Origin of the sequence: Bacillus sp. AF23, assembly GCF_020861455.1 — a bacterium.
In the GTDB taxonomy this organism is placed as follows: Bacteria; Bacillota; Bacilli; order Bacillales; family Bacillaceae; genus Bacillus; species Bacillus halotolerans.
In genome coordinates, this window is the sequence record NZ_JAJHVY010000039.1 from 1 (window position 1) to 15634 (window position 15634).

The window sequence follows — 15634 nt, forward strand, 5'->3', positions numbered from 1 at the left end:
ATGGTAGTCGGGGGTTTCCCCCTGTGAGAGTAGGACGCCGCCAAGCAAGGGTAAACCCAGCTCATTGAGCTGGGTTTTTTGTTTATATATATTGTTGAAGAAATTTCAAAACGTATTTGGGGAATTTGTTTTCCGTTACCATTAAAAACTGTTGAATCAACACGTAATCATCACTGACATGCTGCGTTAACAGCTCATACCACCATTCTGTCTCATACCTCGCAATCATTCCTATGTTGTACAAAATTAAATAATGGATTGTTATTTCCGGAAGTTTAAGAAACTGATCTCGTTTAGAAGGAATATAATATTGTCTTTTGTCCAAATCAAATAATAGGCTGATTGACGTCCATGGATTTATGTCTTGCCGCGAAAGATGGAATAGCAGGTCATCTTTATCTTTCTTCAAAAAGGTCCATTTAAAATGATGAGACATATATTCAACAAATCGTGAATCGGACATCTTATAATCAATCACGATATCCTCTGGTATAGAAACCATGTCTTTTTCCTTCTCAACCTTTGTAATAAAGCATTCCTTTTTCTGAAATTGAAAAATATCACTTAATTCTGGGATAGCGGCTAATAACTTTTTCATAGTATACCGTTCATCTTCTATACCTGATTGACCAAATAAGTGTTTCATGAAGTGCATACATAAACCGTTGCGTTGTATTTTCACTTCATCATCGCTAAAACAATAATTTTGCTTCTTTCTTTTACGTGCTGTGACGCCATGTGCGAGAACGGATGTATGGCTTGGGTAGTGAGGATCCTGTGTGATGAGACATGCTTTGATCAGCTGTGACATCCCGTAGAATAAAAGAATCGGTTTGATTTCTAAAGGCGAGCAAGAGGCTTGCTTATAAAATGATTCAGCATGCTTCAAGAAGAAAATAAACCGCTCGCTGTTTTTAAAAGAGTTCTGTTTCGCCTCATTTGCACCATTTAAGACATAGACTTTTTCTAGAAATTTCTGGGTTGATTCTACGGAGTAAAATAGCGCTAAGTCTTTCCAATCATGATATGTCATATGTATTTCTAATTCCTTTCCGTTATCTAAATATTTCAACTCTTTTTCGGTTCCTTGACATGCTCTTGGCTTGTTGATAATCTACATATAATATTTTGCCGAAAAGAGGGGGATTTACTAATGTGGGAAAGTAAATTTTCAAAAGAAGGCTTAACGTTCGACGATGTGCTGCTTGTACCAGCTAAGTCAGAGGTACTTCCGCGTGATGTGGATTTATCTGTTGAACTTACAAAGACGTTAAAGCTGAATATTCCTGTCATCAGCGCAGGTATGGACACTGTAACAGAATCAGCAATGGCGATTGCAATGGCTAGACAGGGCGGCTTGGGCATCATTCATAAAAATATGTCGATCGAGCAGCAGGCTGAACAAGTTGATAAAGTAAAACGCTCTGAACGAGGCGTTATTACAAATCCCTTCTTTTTAACTCCTGATCACCAAGTTTTTGATGCGGAGCATTTGATGGGGAAATACAGAATTTCCGGTGTTCCGATTGTAGATAACAAAGAAGACCAAAAGCTTGTCGGTATTATCACTAACCGCGACCTTCGTTTTATTTCTGATTACTCAATGAAAATCAGTGATGTCATGACAAAAGAAGAACTTGTCACTGCACCGGTTGGAACGACTTTAGACGAAGCTGAAAAGATTTTGCAGAAACATAAAATTGAAAAGCTTCCACTCGTTGATGATCAAAATAAATTAAAAGGTCTTATCACGATTAAAGACATTGAAAAAGTTATCGAGTTCCCTAACTCATCTAAAGACATTCACGGACGTTTGATCGTTGGCGCGGCAGTTGGTGTAACTGGCGACACGATGACACGCGTGAAAAAGCTTGTAGAAGCCAATGTGGATGTCATTGTTATCGATACAGCACACGGGCATTCTCAAGGCGTGTTAAACACAGTGACAAAAATCCGTGAAACGTATCCTGATTTAAATATTATCGCTGGAAACGTAGCAACAGCTGAAGCGACAAAAGCACTCTACGAAGCTGGGGCTGATGTTGTCAAAGTAGGAATCGGACCTGGTTCAATTTGTACTACTCGTGTGGTAGCAGGTGTTGGTGTGCCTCAAATCACAGCGATTTATGACTGTGCGACTGAAGCAAGAAAACATGGCAAAACAATTATCGCAGACGGCGGAATTAAATTCTCAGGCGATATTGCAAAAGCATTGGCAGCCGGCGGACATGCTGTTATGCTTGGAAGCTTGCTGGCAGGTACGTCAGAAAGCCCTGGTGAAACTGAAATCTACCAAGGCAGAAGATTCAAAGTATACCGCGGTATGGGATCTGTGGCTGCAATGGAAAAAGGAAGTAAAGACCGTTACTTCCAAGAAGAAAATAAAAAATTCGTTCCAGAAGGCATTGAAGGACGCACACCTTACAAGGGACCGGTTGAAGAAACAGTTTATCAGCTAGTCGGCGGTCTTCGTTCTGGTATGGGATATTGCGGATCTAAAGATCTTCGCGCTTTAAGAGAAGAAGCTCAGTTCATTCGTATGACTGGTGCAGGCCTTCGTGAAAGCCATCCGCATGATGTACAGATTACAAAAGAATCACCGAACTATACAATTTCATAAATAAATTGTTACAAATTAAAAACATTTGACAGGGTCTCTGACTCTGTCTATTTTTTTTATACCGATTATGATAAAATTTATACTGTTGTGCATTGAAAATGTCCTTAACGGCTTAATTATAGATGAAGAAAAATGAAATACGGAGGTCGTACGATTGAACATCAAGAAATGTAAACAGCTATTGATGTCATTGGTTGTTTTAACACTGGCCGTAACTTGCCTGACTCCAATGTCAAAAGCAAAGGCTGCCAGCGATCCAATTGATATCAACGCATCAGCTGCTATTATGATCGAAGCTTCTTCAGGTAAAATTCTTTACAGCAAAAATGCAGAGAAAAGACTGCCAATTGCAAGTATGACAAAGATGATGACAGAGTATCTGTTATTAGAAGCAATTGATGAAGGTAAAGTAAAATGGGATCAGACCTATACGCCTGATGACTATGTGTATGAGATTTCCCAAGATAACAGTTTATCAAACGTCCCTCTTCGGAAAGACGGAAAATACACAGTAAAAGAACTTTATCAAGCGACAGCAATCTATTCTGCAAATGCGGCTGCGATTGCCATTGCAGAAGTTATTGCAGGCTCTGAAACAAAGTTCGTTGAAAAAATGAATGCAAAAGCAAAAGAACTGGGATTAACAAATTACAAATTTGTTAATGCAACAGGTCTTGAAAACAAAGATCTTCACGGCAAGCAGCCTGAAGGGACAAGCGTAGATGAAGAAAGTGAAGTTTCTGCTAAGGACATGGCTATTCTTGCAGATCACCTGATTACTGACTACCCTGAGATTTTAGAAACTTCCAGCATCTCAAAAATGAAGTTCAGAAAAGGCACAGATGATGAAATGGACATGCCGAACTGGAACTTTATGCTGAAGGGTCTAGTCAGCGAGTACAAAGGTGCAACTGTAGATGGACTGAAAACAGGTTCTACTGACTCTGCGGGTTCATGTTTTACAGGAACAGCTGAAAGAAACGGAATGCGTGTCATCACTGTGGTGTTAAACGCAAAAGGCAACATTCACACTGGCCGTTTCGATGAAACGAAAAAAATGTTTGATTATGCTTTCAACAATTTCTCTATGAAAGAAATTTATGCTGAAGGCGATCAGGTAAAAGGCCATAAAACCATTTCTGTAGATAAAGGTAAAGAGAAAGAAGTAGGCATTGTCACAAGCAAGGCATTTTCTCTTCCTGTCAAAAATGGTGAAGAAAAGAATTACAAAGCAAAAGTCACTTTAAACAAAGACACTTTGACTGCCCCTGTGAAAAAAGGGACGAAGGTTGGGAAACTGACTGCGGAATATACAGGTGATGAAAAGGACTATGGATTCCTTAACAGCAGCCTGGCAGGTGTAGACCTTGTGACGAAAGAAAATGTAGATAAAGCAAACTGGTTTGTTTTAACAATGCGCAGCATCGGCGGATTCTTCGCTGGTATCTGGGGAAGCATTGTTGATACAGTAACTGGCTGGTTTTAATGAATTGAAAGAGCTCTGATTGATGTTAGGGCTCTTTCGCTTAATATACTGAAAAAACCCAATTTTTAATAAAAAATGATTTTCAAAGCCCTAAAAACCGAATAAAATAAGTTATATCCATATGAATTATTGGATTTCTAGGATACAATAAGAAATAGAAATCATATACTATACCTTGATTAGGGGGACCAAGAAATGGCTCAAACAGGTACTGAACGTGTAAAACGCGGAATGGCAGAAATGCAAAAAGGCGGCGTCATCATGGACGTCATCAATGCGGAACAAGCGAAAATTGCTGAAGAGGCTGGAGCTGTCGCTGTAATGGCGCTAGAACGTGTACCAGCTGATATTCGTGCGGCTGGAGGAGTTGCCCGTATGGCTGACCCTACGATCGTGGAAGAGGTAATGAATGCTGTATCCATCCCGGTAATGGCAAAAGCGCGTATCGGACATATTGTTGAAGCGCGTGTGCTTGAAGCTATGGGAGTTGACTATATTGATGAAAGTGAAGTTCTGACTCCGGCTGACGAAGAATTTCATTTGAATAAAAATGAATATACAGTTCCTTTCGTATGCGGCTGCCGTGACCTCGGCGAAGCAACACGCCGTATTGCTGAAGGCGCTTCTATGCTTCGTACAAAAGGTGAGCCTGGTACTGGTAATATCGTCGAAGCTGTTCGCCATATGCGCAAGGTAAACGCTCAAGTGCGCAAAGTAGTTGCAATGAGCGATGACGAGCTGATGACTGAAGCGAAAAATTTGGGAGCGCCTTATGAGCTGCTTCAACAAATTAAAAGAGACGGTAAACTTCCTGTCGTTAACTTTGCGGCTGGCGGCGTAGCGACTCCTGCTGATGCGGCACTTATGATGCAGCTTGGCGCTGACGGTGTATTTGTTGGTTCTGGTATCTTCAAATCAGACAATCCTGCAAAATTCGCAAAAGCAATTGTGGAAGCGACAACTCACTTCACTGATTATAAATTGATTGCAGAGCTTTCAAAAGAGCTTGGAACTGCAATGAAAGGGATCGAAATCTCAAATTTACTTCCAGAACAGCGTATGCAAGAACGCGGCTGGTAAGAATATAGGAGAGCTGCGACATGTTAACAATAGGTGTACTAGGACTTCAAGGAGCAGTAAGAGAGCATATCCATGCAATTGAAGCATGCGGTGCAGCTGGACTTGTTATTAAACGCCCAGAGCAGCTAAACGAAATCGATGGTTTAATTTTGCCGGGAGGAGAAAGCACGACAATGCGCCGTTTAATTGATACGTATCAATTCATGGAGCCATTGCGTGAGTTTGCTGCTCAGGGAAAACCGATGTTTGGGACATGTGCCGGTTTAATTATTTTAGCAAAGGAAATTGCCGGTTCAGACAACGCTCATTTAGGTTTGCTGAATGTAGTTGTTGAACGGAATTCGTTTGGCCGGCAGGTTGACAGCTTTGAAGCTGATTTAACAATTAAAGGGCTGGACGAACCTTTCACTGGTGTATTCATCCGTGCGCCGCATATCTTGGAAGTCGGTGAAAATGTTGAAGTGCTTTCTGAGCATAACGGACGCATTGTTGCTGCTAAACAGGGGAATTTCTTGGGCTGTTCGTTCCATCCGGAACTGACAGAGGATCATCGAGTGACAAAGCTGTTCGTTCAAATGGTCGAGGAATACAAGCAGAAAGCCCTTGTATAAAACAGTTGAAAGCTGTGGAAACTTATAGTACATTATAAACACAAATAAAGATCGAAAAGCGTTGATAGGAACTAGTAGGAAGCCTCTCTTTCTAAGAGAGCCGATGGTTGGTGCGAATCGGTGAAAGATGCTGTCTGAATCCATCCTTGAGCGAAATGCTGAATGAAGTAGGCATTTACGGGATAACCGTTATGTGTGAAAGCGGAAAACAAGTCTAGGCTTGTTTTCAATCAGGGTGGCAACGCGAGAGCTCTCGTCCCTTTCATGGGGATGAGGGCTCTTTTTATTTTCGATAATTCAATGAATTTAATGAAAAAAGGAGTGTTTCGCATGCTTGATACGAAAATGCTGAGAGCAAATTTCCAAGAAATTAAAGCAAAGCTTGTACACAAAGGCGAAGACTTAACAGATTTTGATAAGTTCGAGGAGCTTGATGATAAAAGAAGAGAGCTTATCGGAAAAGTAGAAGAGCTAAAGGGAAAACGGAATGAAGTATCCCAGCAGGTAGCCGCTTTGAAACGCGAGAAAAAAGACGCGGATCACATCATTAAAGAAATGCGTGAAGTCGGCGAGGAAATTAAAAAACTTGATGAAGAATTAAGAACAGTGGAATCTGCGCTTGAGACCATTCTTCTTTCAATCCCGAATATTCCGCACGAATCAGTGCCAGTCGGTGAAACGGAAGATGATAACGTAGAAATTCGAAAATGGGGCGAAACACCTTCATTTGCATACGAGCCAAAACCGCATTGGGATATTGCTGATGAGCTTGGCATTCTTGATTTTGAACGTGCAGCGAAGGTAACAGGAAGCCGCTTCGTATTTTATAAAGGCTTAGGTGCTCGTTTGGAGCGTGCGCTTTATAACTTTATGCTTGACCTTCATGTGGATGAGTATAACTATACTGAGGTCATCCCGCCTTATATGGTAAACCGCGCAAGCATGACGGGAACAGGACAGCTTCCAAAGTTCGAAGAGGATGCGTTTAAGATCAGAGAAGAGGATTACTTCTTGATTCCGACTGCTGAAGTGCCGATCACAAATATGCACCGGGATGAAATTCTGTCAGGTGACAGCCTGCCGATGAATTATGCGGCATTCAGTGCCTGCTTCCGTTCAGAAGCTGGTTCAGCAGGGCGCGATACACGCGGATTAATCCGTCAGCACCAGTTTAATAAAGTGGAGCTTGTGAAGTTTGTAAAGCCGGAAGATTCTTATGATGAGTTAGAAAAACTAACAAACCAGGCTGAGCGTGTGCTCCAGCTGTTGGAACTTCCATACCGTGTAATGAGCATGTGTACGGGTGATTTAGGATTTACGGCTGCGAAAAAATACGATATAGAAGTTTGGATTCCGAGCCAAGACACATATCGTGAAATTTCTTCTTGCAGCAACTTCGAAGCGTTCCAAGCCAGACGTGCGAACATTCGTTTCAGACGTGAAGCGAAAGGCAAACCAGAGCATGTACACACATTGAACGGCTCAGGTTTGGCAGTCGGAAGAACAGTTGCCGCTATTTTAGAAAATTATCAGCAGGAAGACGGAAGCGTCATTATACCAAAAGTGCTTCGTCCTTATATGGGAAATAGAGAAGTCATCAAAGCGTAATGCGAAAAAGGTGTGCCTGATAAGGTACGCCTTTTCGCTATTTGAATTAAACACTTTCATAAAAACAAAAAAAGTTTTTAAAAATGCTTGACCATCATAAAACATTCATGATATAGTAAGTCTTGTCGATACGGAGGAATACCCAAGTCCGGCTGAAGGGATCGGTCTTGAAAACCGACAGGGGTGTCAAAGCCCGCGGGGGTTCGAATCCCTCTTCCTCCGCCATATTGATTTTAATTCTAATGAAACTCAAGCATATATTGGAGATTGTTTTGTCCGTTGCATCGTTCGCAACGGATTTTTTAATATCATAAAAAAGTGAATCTCAGGTCATGAGATTCACTTTTTTTTCGTTTCATGAATGACAGTTGCGATTTGATCAACAATGTTCTCGATAGAACTTTCATCATTCTTCAAGTCATAATCTTCAATACGGATTTTCAGGACAGGGCAAGCGTTAAAACCGCTGATCCAGTTTTCGTAACGCGTGTGCATTTCTTCCCAATAAGACCGATCTGTTTGAAGCTCCATTTCACGTCCGCGTTCTTCAATCCGGGCTAATATGTTGTCCAGATCACCTTCTAAATAGATCAGCACATCAGGATGCGGGAAATACGGTGTCATCACCATTGCTTCAAACAAGCTTGTATAGGTTTTATAATCAGTCTTTGACATCGTCCCTTTGTCAGCGTGCATTTTTGCGAAAATCCCAGTATCCTCATAAATAGAACGATCCTGTACAAACCCTCCGCCGGCTTCAAAAATATTTTTCTGTTCTTTGAATCGTTCAGCTAAGAAGTAGATTTGCAGATGGAAGCTCCAGCGTTCAAAATCATGATAGAATTTTTCTAAGTATGGGTTATGATCGACTTCCTCAAGAGAGGTTTTAAAGCCAAGCCGTTTAGCCAATGCTCTTGTCAAAGTAGATTTTCCGACACCTACTGTTCCTGCTACTGTAATGATTGAATTTTCAGGGATATGATGTTCCTTCATTTTATAAGCTCCTTTACATGGGCGGCAATACGTTCAAAATCGCTCTTATTCAAAACGAAATCCTCTGAATCGCCATCTATTGTTAACACCGTAAGATCTGGGTCTGCTTCCTGCAGCTGCTTAATGGCGATGTCATAATCTGCGATCAGCTGCTCCAAATAGCTTGTTTCAATTTTTTTCTCAAAGGGACGCCCGCGTTTTTCAATGCGGTGTAACAATGTGGGCAGACTTGCCTTTATGTAAATGATGAAATTTGGCTTTGGAAGATCATCGGTAAGAAGATGAAAAATCTTTCTATATTTGTTGAGCTGCTGTTCAGACAGCGTTCGTTCCGCAAAAATCACATTTTTATAAATGTGGTAATCAGCTATTACAGGCTGTCCTTCATTTAAAAAGTGATGGCTGGTATCCTCAAGCTGTTTGTACCTGTGACAAAGAAAAAACATCTCAAGCTGGAAGCTCCATTCCTCAATGTTGTCATAAAACTTATCAAGGTATGGATTATCCTCAACAATCTCACTGATCATAGGGAATCCAAGCTCTTGTGAAAGCATCGTCGCGAGCGTTGTTTTTCCTGCCCCGATAGGACCTTCAACTGCGATAAAAGGGGCTGTATTCATTGGAATCCTCCTTATTTCTAAAAAACGTCCGTCAATTGCTGACCTTCATATTGTATCACAACCCTTGGATTCCCCTATGAAAAAAAGACGTTTCCAAATTAACGGAACGTCTTTTTGACAACTTGAAATTGATCAGAAAGCAGCAGCCAGTTTTGAGGAAAGGAAAGCCCCAGCTTCCAGTAGCTGATCCCTCTTAAATTAAGCTCTTTAATCAGATTGAATTTGGCCTGAATCGAACGGGCGTCTTCAAACCATACCTCGTGCCTTTTGTTTTCTGCATCAGTATAGCGGAAGAAGGGGGCTTGAGCGGTTTGGTCATACTGGATGTCGGCATTGTTTTGTTCGGCTATGACAATGGCTTGCTGAGGGCTTATTGCTCTTGCCGGAGTTCCTCCTGCTGTATATGGCAGTGTCCAGTCATATCCATATAAGTTCTGTCCCATGACAATTTTATTGGCGGGCATTTCGGTTAAAGCATATTCAATGACGTCCCGAACAGGTCCTATTGGAGAAACGGCTTGAGCCGGTCCGCCGCTGTATCCCCATTCATAAGTCATGAGAACAACGAAGTCGACAATTTGACCGTGTGCTCTGTAATCATGGGCTTCGTACCATCTGCCCTGCTGTGTTGCGCTTGTTTTAGGGGCAAGCGCCGTAGAAATTTCTAAGCCTTCTTGATGAAAAAGATCCCTTGCCTCGCGGAGAAATTGATTATATGCCTCTCTATCCTGGGGCCGTAAGTATTCAAAGTCAAAATGAATAGCACGGAAGCCATATCTTCTGGCGTTCTCGACTATTTCATTCAAAAGTCTTCTTTTCACAGTATCGTCGTTCAAAAGGATCCGGCCGAGCTCATCGCTGAATGCCTGGTTTTCTAGGTTCGTTATAATCATCATCAGTGTCGTGCCTTGATTCTCTGCAATGCTTCTTAAATTCGTTAAAGGCGGTGCGACTAAGGTTCCATCACGCTGTGCCTGGAAACTGAATGCCCCAAGGTACGTTAAGTAGGGCGATGCTTCTCTGGCCGCCTGCTGGAGATTTTCGCTGACTTGATTTCCGCGTGGCTCCAAATAAGCGCTTGATTCAATGTCTCTTTTTGGAACTGGAGGAATGTATAAACGGAAACCAATCTGCAGTACGGTATTTAACTGGATGCGGTTCACCCTGGCAAGCTCAGCTGCTGTTGTATTAAATTGCTGTGCGATGGATGTCAGGGTATCACCTTGTTGAACATCATAAAACTGGCCAGCTATTGGAATAACAATGGTTTGTCCGACAACAAGGCTGTCGGGATTCGGTATTTCATTCGTTTCTGTGATTTCGTTTGCAGTTGTTCTGTATTGTGAAGCGATAGCAGAAAGAGTGTCGCCTTGTTTCACCACATAAATTTGAATGAAAAACGCCTCCTTTCATATCGCTACAATGTATGAAAGGAAAGCGCTAATCATGTTTGTTTTTCTGTAATTTGTTCTTCAGTTGTAATTTCTGCGAAAAGAACATTTTCCATCATGGTTAGAGCGAACTCATTGTCCTGATCGCTGTTAGAAGCAATGCAATCCTTGGGTATTGTAATGCTGTATTCTCTCATGTAAGCATCATTAGCGGTAAACAGCACGCATATATTTCCCGCTATCCCTGTTAAGACAATGCGTTTCACCTGTAATTCAGTCAGGAGGGTATGGAGGGCTGTTTCATAAAAAGCGGAGTGTTTCGGCTTGATTAAAAAATAGTCGGCATCCTCGGGCGATATCTTTTCAATAATGGCCTTGCTTTTCTCGTTTTCACATTCTTGCTGGATATTTTGGATATCCGCTTGCCAAAGCCCGTAATGATCATTAATGTATATAATCGGCCAGTCATTTTGTCTTGCGTGCTTTTTTAATGATAAAATGTGAGGAACGATTTTTTCTGTTTTGTTGGCAAGACTTTCTCCCATATCAAATTCAAAATTATTGATCATGTCTACAATGAGAAGAGCTGTGTCTGCTTTAGACATCGACAGTCTCCTTTCTGTTTAAGTTATAGTTAATATGTAGCCTTTTTAGGTAAGGAAAAAACTTTGAAAAGAGAGCTAATCTGATGAATCAAGATGAACTTTATATGAAAGAAGCAATAAAAGAAGCGAAAAAAGCTGAAGCGAAAGGCGAGGTTCCGATCGGGGCCGTGCTTGTTGTGAATGATAAAATCGTGGCACGCGCGCATAATTTAAGAGAAACAGAGCAGCGGTCTATCGCTCATGCGGAAATGCTTGTGATTGATGAAGCGTGCAAGTCACTTGGAACATGGAGACTGGAAGGCGCAACACTTTACGTTACCCTTGAGCCTTGTCCGATGTGTGCCGGAGCCGTCGTGCTTTCACGCGTGGAGAAAGTGGTATTTGGCGCATTTGATCCAAAAGGAGGCTGTTCAGGCACGTTAATGAACCTTCTTCAGGAAGAACGCTTTAATCATCAGGCTGAAGTGGTGAGCGGTGTGCTAGAGGAAGAATGCGGAGGAATGCTCAGTGCGTTTTTCAGAGATCTGAGAAAAAAGAAGAAAGCTTCTAGGAAAAACTTGTCTGAGTAGTAAGGTTGCAATTTTTAGGGGGAAACGATATACTTATGTGTGCATCGTCATAGATGCGACATAAAATTTGATATTTATTTTGCCGTGCTAAGCGGGGAGGTAGCGGTGCCCTGTACCCGCAATCCGCTCTAGCGGGGCCGAATCCCTTCTCGAGGTTCGTTTACTTTAAGGTCTGCCTTAAGTAAGTGGTGTTGACGTTTGGGTCCTGCGCAATGGGAATTCATGAACCATGTCAGGTCCGGAAGGAAGCAGCATTAAGTGAAACCTCTCATGTGCCGCAGGGTTGCCTGGGCCGAGCTAACTGCTTAAGTAACGCTTAGGGTAGCGAATCGACAGAAGGTGCACGGTAAATCAATCATCAAATTTTCAAACTCACCTAATATTAGGTGAGTTTTTTGTTATGTAAAAGAGCTTTTGGAATCGATACACGGTTCATGTATAATGGGAATGATGAATAACGGAGGAGGGCGCACCCGTGAGTTACCAAGCTTTATATCGAGTATTCAGGCCTCAGCGCTTTGAAGATGTGGTCGGACAAGAGCACATTACAAAAACGCTTCAAAATGCCCTTTTGCAAAAGAAATTTTCTCATGCTTATCTGTTTTCCGGGCCAAGGGGTACGGGAAAAACCAGTGCGGCCAAAATATTTGCCAAAGCTGTCAACTGTGAACACGCTCCTGTTGATGAGCCATGTAACGAATGTGCAGCCTGTAAAGGGATAACAAACGGGTCCATATCCGATGTCATAGAAATTGACGCCGCTTCTAACAACGGTGTTGATGAAATTCGTGACATCCGCGACAAAGTGAAGTTTGCCCCATCGGCCGTCACATATAAGGTATATATCATAGATGAGGTGCATATGCTTTCTATCGGCGCCTTTAATGCGTTATTAAAAACATTAGAAGAGCCGCCTGAGCATTGTATTTTCATTTTAGCAACAACAGAACCGCACAAAATTCCTTTAACCATTATCTCCAGATGTCAGCGTTTTGACTTCAAGCGAATTACATCCCAAGCAATTGTCGGACGTATGAACAAAATAGTTGAAGCTGAAGAGCTGCAGGTTGAAGAAGGGGCGCTCGACATTATTGCGAGTGCTGCAGATGGCGGTATGAGGGATGCTTTGAGCCTTCTTGATCAGGCAGTCTCATTCAGCGGCGACGAGCTAAAAGTTGATGATGCGCTTCTGATTACCGGAGCAGTTTCTCAATTATATATAGGTAAGCTTGCGCAATCTCTGCATGAAAAACATGTTTCTGAAGCTTTGGAAACATTGAATGAGCTGCTTCAGCAAGGGAAAGACCCGGCGAAGCTGATAGAGGATATGATTTTCTATTTCAGGGACATGCTGCTGTTCAAAACAGCTCCTGGCTTAGAGGGTGTACTGGAAAAAGTAAAAGTCGATGAAACGTTCCGTGAATTGAGTGAACAAATTCCGACCCAGGCGATATATGAAATGATTGATATTCTGAACAAGAGCCACCAGGAAATGAAATGGACGAACCATCCCCGTATCTTCTTTGAAGTGGCTGTGGTGAAGATTTGCCAAACGTCTCATCAACCAGCTGCTGCAGACCTGCCTGAAGTTGATATGCTGATGAAAAAGATCCAGCAGCTTGAGCAAGAAGTAGAACGGCTCAAAACAACCGGCGTAAAAGCAGCGGCGGAAAGTCCGAAAAAAGAGACGCCGCGTGCGCCAAAAGGCGGGAAATCCAATTACAAAGCGCCGGTAGGCAGAATTCATGAAATTTTGAAGGAAGCAACGAGAACGGACCTTGATCAGCTCAGAAGCAGCTGGGGCAAGCTTCTGGCTCACCTGAAACAGCAAAACAAAGTATCGCATGCTGCACTGCTGAATGACAGTGAACCTGTGGCTGCAGCTTCTTCGGCATTTGTACTGAAATTCAAATATGAAATACATTGTAAAATGGTCGCCGAGGATAACAACGGTGTCCGGACTAATCTTGAACAGATTTTAGAATCTATGCTCGGAAAAAGAATGGATTTGATTGGCGTTCCAGAAGCACAATGGGGTAAAATAAGAGAAGAATTTTTAGTAGATCATCAGCAGGAAAATGAAGGATCAAATGAGCCGGCTGAAGAAGACCCGCTTATTGCAGAAGCGAAAAAGCTTGTCGGAGCGGATTTAATTGAAATAAAAGACTAACAAAATGAAAGAGAGTGGATAATATGCGTGGCGGAATGGGAAATATGCAAAAAATGATGAAACAAATGCAAAAGATGCAAAAGGATATGGCCAAGGCTCAAGAAGAGCTTGCAGAACAGGTAGTTGAAGGAACTGCAGGCGGCGGTATGGTAACAGTTAAAGCAAACGGCCAAAAAGAAATTCTGGATGTCATCATTAAAGAAGATGTAGTTGACCCGGAAGATATCGAAATGCTCCAGGATTTAGTGCTTGCTGCAACGAATGAAGCCTTGAAAAAAGTTGACGAGATCACAAACGAAACAATGGGTCAATTTACAAAAGGAATGAACATGCCAGGTTTGTTCTAGGAGGATAAAAGAAAATGCAATATCCTGAACCAATATCAAAGCTGATCGACAGCTTTATGAAATTGCCAGGGATCGGGCCGAAAACAGCGGTCCGTCTGGCTTTTTTTGTTCTAGGTATGAAAGAAGATGTGGTATTAGATTTTGCGAAAGCGTTGGTAAATGCGAAACGCAATCTGACATATTGCTCAGTTTGCGGGCATATTACAGATCAAGACCCTTGTTATATATGTGAAGATTCACGAAGGGATAAGTCCATTATCTGTGTTGTGCAAGACCCTAAGGATGTTATTGCTATGGAGAAAATGAAAGAATACAACGGCCAGTATCATGTTCTCCACGGCGCCATTTCTCCAATGGACGGCATCGGACCAGAGGATATAAAAATACCAGAATTGTTAAAACGATTACAGGATGATCAAGTGACAGAAGTGATTCTCGCAACAAACCCTAATATAGAAGGGGAAGCAACAGCGATGTATATATCAAGGCTCTTGAAGCCATCTGGTATTAAGCTCTCCCGTATTGCCCACGGACTGCCCGTCGGCGGTGACTTGGAATATGCTGATGAGGTCACTCTTTCTAAGGCACTTGAAGGAAGACGTGAATTGTAAGGGAGGAAAAAGCGATCCATGGGTTTTCTTCGCAAGAAAACATTGAGAAGAGAGTTTGATGAAAAACTAATCGAGCAGCTTTTTAAGCAAAAGGAAGAGTGGAACAGGCAAAAGAAGCTGGTTGAAAAAAGCCTTGAACCATCAGCTGAGGTTTTATGCGAGCTGAAGGTAGCTGAAGCAAAGTATTTTTTTTACTTGAGGGAAGCGAAACAGCGCAATTTGAAAATCAGCAGGTGGAAGTAAGTGGTCTAAACTCCTGGATCTTCTCATAAGCTTGTACTAGAACAAGTGAAGGGGATGAGAAGATTCATGGAGCCTATTTTTATTATAGGGATTATTTTAGGACTGGTTATTCTTCTGTTTTTATCAGGTTCGCCTGCGAAGCCTTTAAAGTGGATTGGTATAACTGCTGTTAAATGTGTAGCGGGTGCTTTGTTGCTGGTGTGTGTGAACATGTTCGGAGGCAGCCTTGGCATCCATGTGCCGATTAATATTGTCACAACAGCCATAAGCGGAATCTTGGGCATACCGGGAATAGCAGCATTAGTAGTGATTAAGCATTTTATTATTTAATTCATGTTATATGTTGACTTTAAGACGTAAGGGTGTTATTCTAATATACGTCGCTGATGACGGATAAGCTTTTTAAAGAAAATACAAAAAAGTTGTTGACGGAAACGGCGTAAAATGTTATGATTGTAAAGTCGCTTAAAGAGTGGCAACAAAGTTCTTTGAAAACTAAACAAGACAAAACGTACCTGTTAATTCAAGTTTTATTATAAAATCGCACAGCGATGTGCGTAGTCAGTCAAACTAAGGCCTGCGCGATGCAGGTCACGCAGATGTTGTCACAGGATGTGATGAATTTAATCTGCGATCCATTTATCGGAGAGTTTGATCCTGGCTCAGGACGAACGCTGGCG

At 42.0% G+C, this 15634-nt stretch carries 16 protein-coding genes, 1 tRNA gene, 1 other RNA gene and 1 other annotated feature; of the genes, 13 read left to right on the top strand and 5 right to left on the bottom strand.

Annotated features, from left to right (window positions below; translation table 11 throughout):
- Positions 1-82: 82 nt before the first annotated feature.
- Complete coding sequence (locus LNN34_RS21325) at positions 83-1033, bottom strand: YaaC family protein (RefSeq protein ID WP_229044565.1); 951 nt, start codon at positions 1031-1033, stop codon at positions 83-85.
- A 120-nt stretch (positions 1034-1153) separates the two neighbouring features.
- Between LNN34_RS21325 and guaB the strand changes: the two genes are divergently transcribed.
- From guaB to LNN34_RS21355, 6 genes are all read left to right on the top strand, one after another.
- On the top strand, positions 1154-2620 hold the full coding sequence (gene guaB / locus LNN34_RS21330; protein ID WP_044153635.1) for an IMP dehydrogenase: 1467 nt from the start codon (positions 1154-1156) through the stop codon (positions 2618-2620).
- 154 nt (positions 2621-2774) lie between these two features.
- Positions 2775-4106, top strand: a complete 1332-nt coding sequence (gene dacA / locus LNN34_RS21335) for a D-alanyl-D-alanine carboxypeptidase (RefSeq protein ID WP_024123588.1) — start codon at positions 2775-2777, stop codon at positions 4104-4106.
- 195 nt (positions 4107-4301) lie between these two features.
- Entirely contained in the window at positions 4302-5186 is an 885-nt protein-coding gene (gene pdxS / locus LNN34_RS21340) for a pyridoxal 5'-phosphate synthase lyase subunit PdxS (RefSeq protein WP_024123589.1), read from the top strand.
- A gap of 20 nt (positions 5187-5206) precedes the next feature.
- Complete coding sequence (gene pdxT, locus LNN34_RS21345) at positions 5207-5797, top strand: pyridoxal 5'-phosphate synthase glutaminase subunit PdxT (RefSeq protein WP_059334692.1); 591 nt, start codon at positions 5207-5209, stop codon at positions 5795-5797.
- A 52-nt stretch (positions 5798-5849) separates the two neighbouring features.
- Positions 5850-6061, top strand: a binding site (T-box leader).
- 66 nt (positions 6062-6127) lie between these two features.
- A complete protein-coding gene (gene serS / locus LNN34_RS21350) occupies positions 6128-7405 on the top strand; it encodes a serine--tRNA ligase (protein WP_193660007.1) in 1278 nt (425 codons plus the stop codon).
- A 132-nt stretch (positions 7406-7537) separates the two neighbouring features.
- Positions 7538-7630, top strand: a tRNA-Ser gene (locus LNN34_RS21355).
- A 114-nt stretch (positions 7631-7744) separates the two neighbouring features.
- Here LNN34_RS21355 and dck read toward each other — a convergent pair.
- The 4 genes from dck to LNN34_RS21375 form a co-directional block, all read right to left on the bottom strand.
- The gene (gene dck, locus LNN34_RS21360) at positions 7745-8398 is read right to left on the bottom strand and encodes a deoxyadenosine/deoxycytidine kinase (RefSeq protein ID WP_059293410.1); all 654 of its coding nucleotides are present in this window, start codon (positions 8396-8398) and stop codon (positions 7745-7747) included.
- Complete coding sequence (gene dgk / locus LNN34_RS21365) at positions 8395-9018, bottom strand: deoxyguanosine kinase (protein WP_044153628.1); 624 nt, start codon at positions 9016-9018, stop codon at positions 8395-8397. The genes dck and dgk overlap by 4 nt, the downstream gene beginning before the upstream one ends.
- Before the next feature lie 98 nt (positions 9019-9116).
- Positions 9117-10400, bottom strand: coding sequence for a glycosyl hydrolase family 18 protein (locus tag LNN34_RS21370; protein ID WP_229044562.1), 1284 nt, complete (start codon positions 10398-10400; stop codon positions 9117-9119).
- A gap of 62 nt (positions 10401-10462) precedes the next feature.
- The gene (locus LNN34_RS21375) at positions 10463-11014 is read right to left on the bottom strand and encodes an isochorismatase family cysteine hydrolase (protein WP_106295893.1); all 552 of its coding nucleotides are present in this window, start codon (positions 11012-11014) and stop codon (positions 10463-10465) included.
- Between the two features lie 83 nt (positions 11015-11097).
- Here LNN34_RS21375 and tadA point away from each other — a divergent pair, with 83 nt between their 5' ends.
- The 7 genes from tadA (at position 11098) to bofA (ending at position 15284) form a co-directional block, all read left to right on the top strand.
- A complete protein-coding gene (gene tadA, locus LNN34_RS21380) occupies positions 11098-11583 on the top strand; it encodes a tRNA adenosine(34) deaminase TadA (RefSeq protein ID WP_024123596.1) in 486 nt (161 codons plus the stop codon).
- Positions 11584-11665: 82 nt separating this feature from the next.
- Positions 11666-11930, top strand: an RNA gene (ffs, locus tag LNN34_RS21385) — signal recognition particle sRNA large type.
- A gap of 128 nt (positions 11931-12058) precedes the next feature.
- The gene (gene dnaX / locus LNN34_RS21390; RefSeq protein ID WP_044153622.1) at positions 12059-13753 is read left to right on the top strand and encodes a DNA polymerase III subunit gamma/tau; all 1695 of its coding nucleotides are present in this window, start codon (positions 12059-12061) and stop codon (positions 13751-13753) included.
- A 23-nt stretch (positions 13754-13776) separates the two neighbouring features.
- Positions 13777-14100 carry a YbaB/EbfC family nucleoid-associated protein gene (locus LNN34_RS21395; protein ID WP_014112282.1) on the top strand — a complete coding sequence of 108 codons (324 nt, stop codon included), beginning with the start codon at positions 13777-13779 and terminating at the stop codon, positions 14098-14100.
- Positions 14101-14114: 14 nt separating this feature from the next.
- Positions 14115-14711 (top strand): recombination protein RecR, encoded by a 597-nt coding sequence (recR, locus tag LNN34_RS21400; protein WP_024123598.1) that lies wholly within the window; start codon positions 14115-14117, stop codon positions 14709-14711.
- Between the two features lie 18 nt (positions 14712-14729).
- Positions 14730-14954, top strand: coding sequence for a YaaL family protein (locus tag LNN34_RS21405; RefSeq protein ID WP_024123599.1), 225 nt, complete (start codon positions 14730-14732; stop codon positions 14952-14954).
- 66 nt (positions 14955-15020) lie between these two features.
- A complete protein-coding gene (gene bofA, locus LNN34_RS21410; protein ID WP_044153617.1) occupies positions 15021-15284 on the top strand; it encodes a sigma-K factor-processing regulator BofA in 264 nt (87 codons plus the stop codon).
- Positions 15285-15634: the final 350 nt, after the last annotated feature.

Coding starts and splice junctions, on each gene's coding strand:
- LNN34_RS21325 (WP_229044565.1), bottom strand. CDS start 1,033: ATGACATATCATGATTGGAAAGACTTAGCGCTATTTTACTCCGTAGAA.
- guaB (WP_044153635.1), top strand. CDS start 1,154: ATGTGGGAAAGTAAATTTTCAAAAGAAGGCTTAACGTTCGACGATGTG.
- pdxS (WP_024123589.1), top strand. CDS start 4,302: ATGGCTCAAACAGGTACTGAACGTGTAAAACGCGGAATGGCAGAAATG.
- pdxT (WP_059334692.1), top strand. CDS start 5,207: ATGTTAACAATAGGTGTACTAGGACTTCAAGGAGCAGTAAGAGAGCAT.
- serS (WP_193660007.1), top strand. CDS start 6,128: ATGCTTGATACGAAAATGCTGAGAGCAAATTTCCAAGAAATTAAAGCA.
- dck (WP_059293410.1), bottom strand. CDS start 8,398: ATGAAGGAACATCATATCCCTGAAAATTCAATCATTACAGTAGCAGGA.
- dgk (WP_044153628.1), bottom strand. CDS start 9,018: ATGAATACAGCCCCTTTTATCGCAGTTGAAGGTCCTATCGGGGCAGGA.
- LNN34_RS21375 (WP_106295893.1), bottom strand. CDS start 11,014: ATGTCTAAAGCAGACACAGCTCTTCTCATTGTAGACATGATCAATAAT.
- tadA (WP_024123596.1), top strand. CDS start 11,098: ATGAATCAAGATGAACTTTATATGAAAGAAGCAATAAAAGAAGCGAAA.
- LNN34_RS21395 (WP_014112282.1), top strand. CDS start 13,777: ATGCGTGGCGGAATGGGAAATATGCAAAAAATGATGAAACAAATGCAA.
- recR (WP_024123598.1), top strand. CDS start 14,115: ATGCAATATCCTGAACCAATATCAAAGCTGATCGACAGCTTTATGAAA.
- LNN34_RS21405 (WP_024123599.1), top strand. CDS start 14,730: ATGGGTTTTCTTCGCAAGAAAACATTGAGAAGAGAGTTTGATGAAAAA.
- bofA (WP_044153617.1), top strand. CDS start 15,021: ATGGAGCCTATTTTTATTATAGGGATTATTTTAGGACTGGTTATTCTT.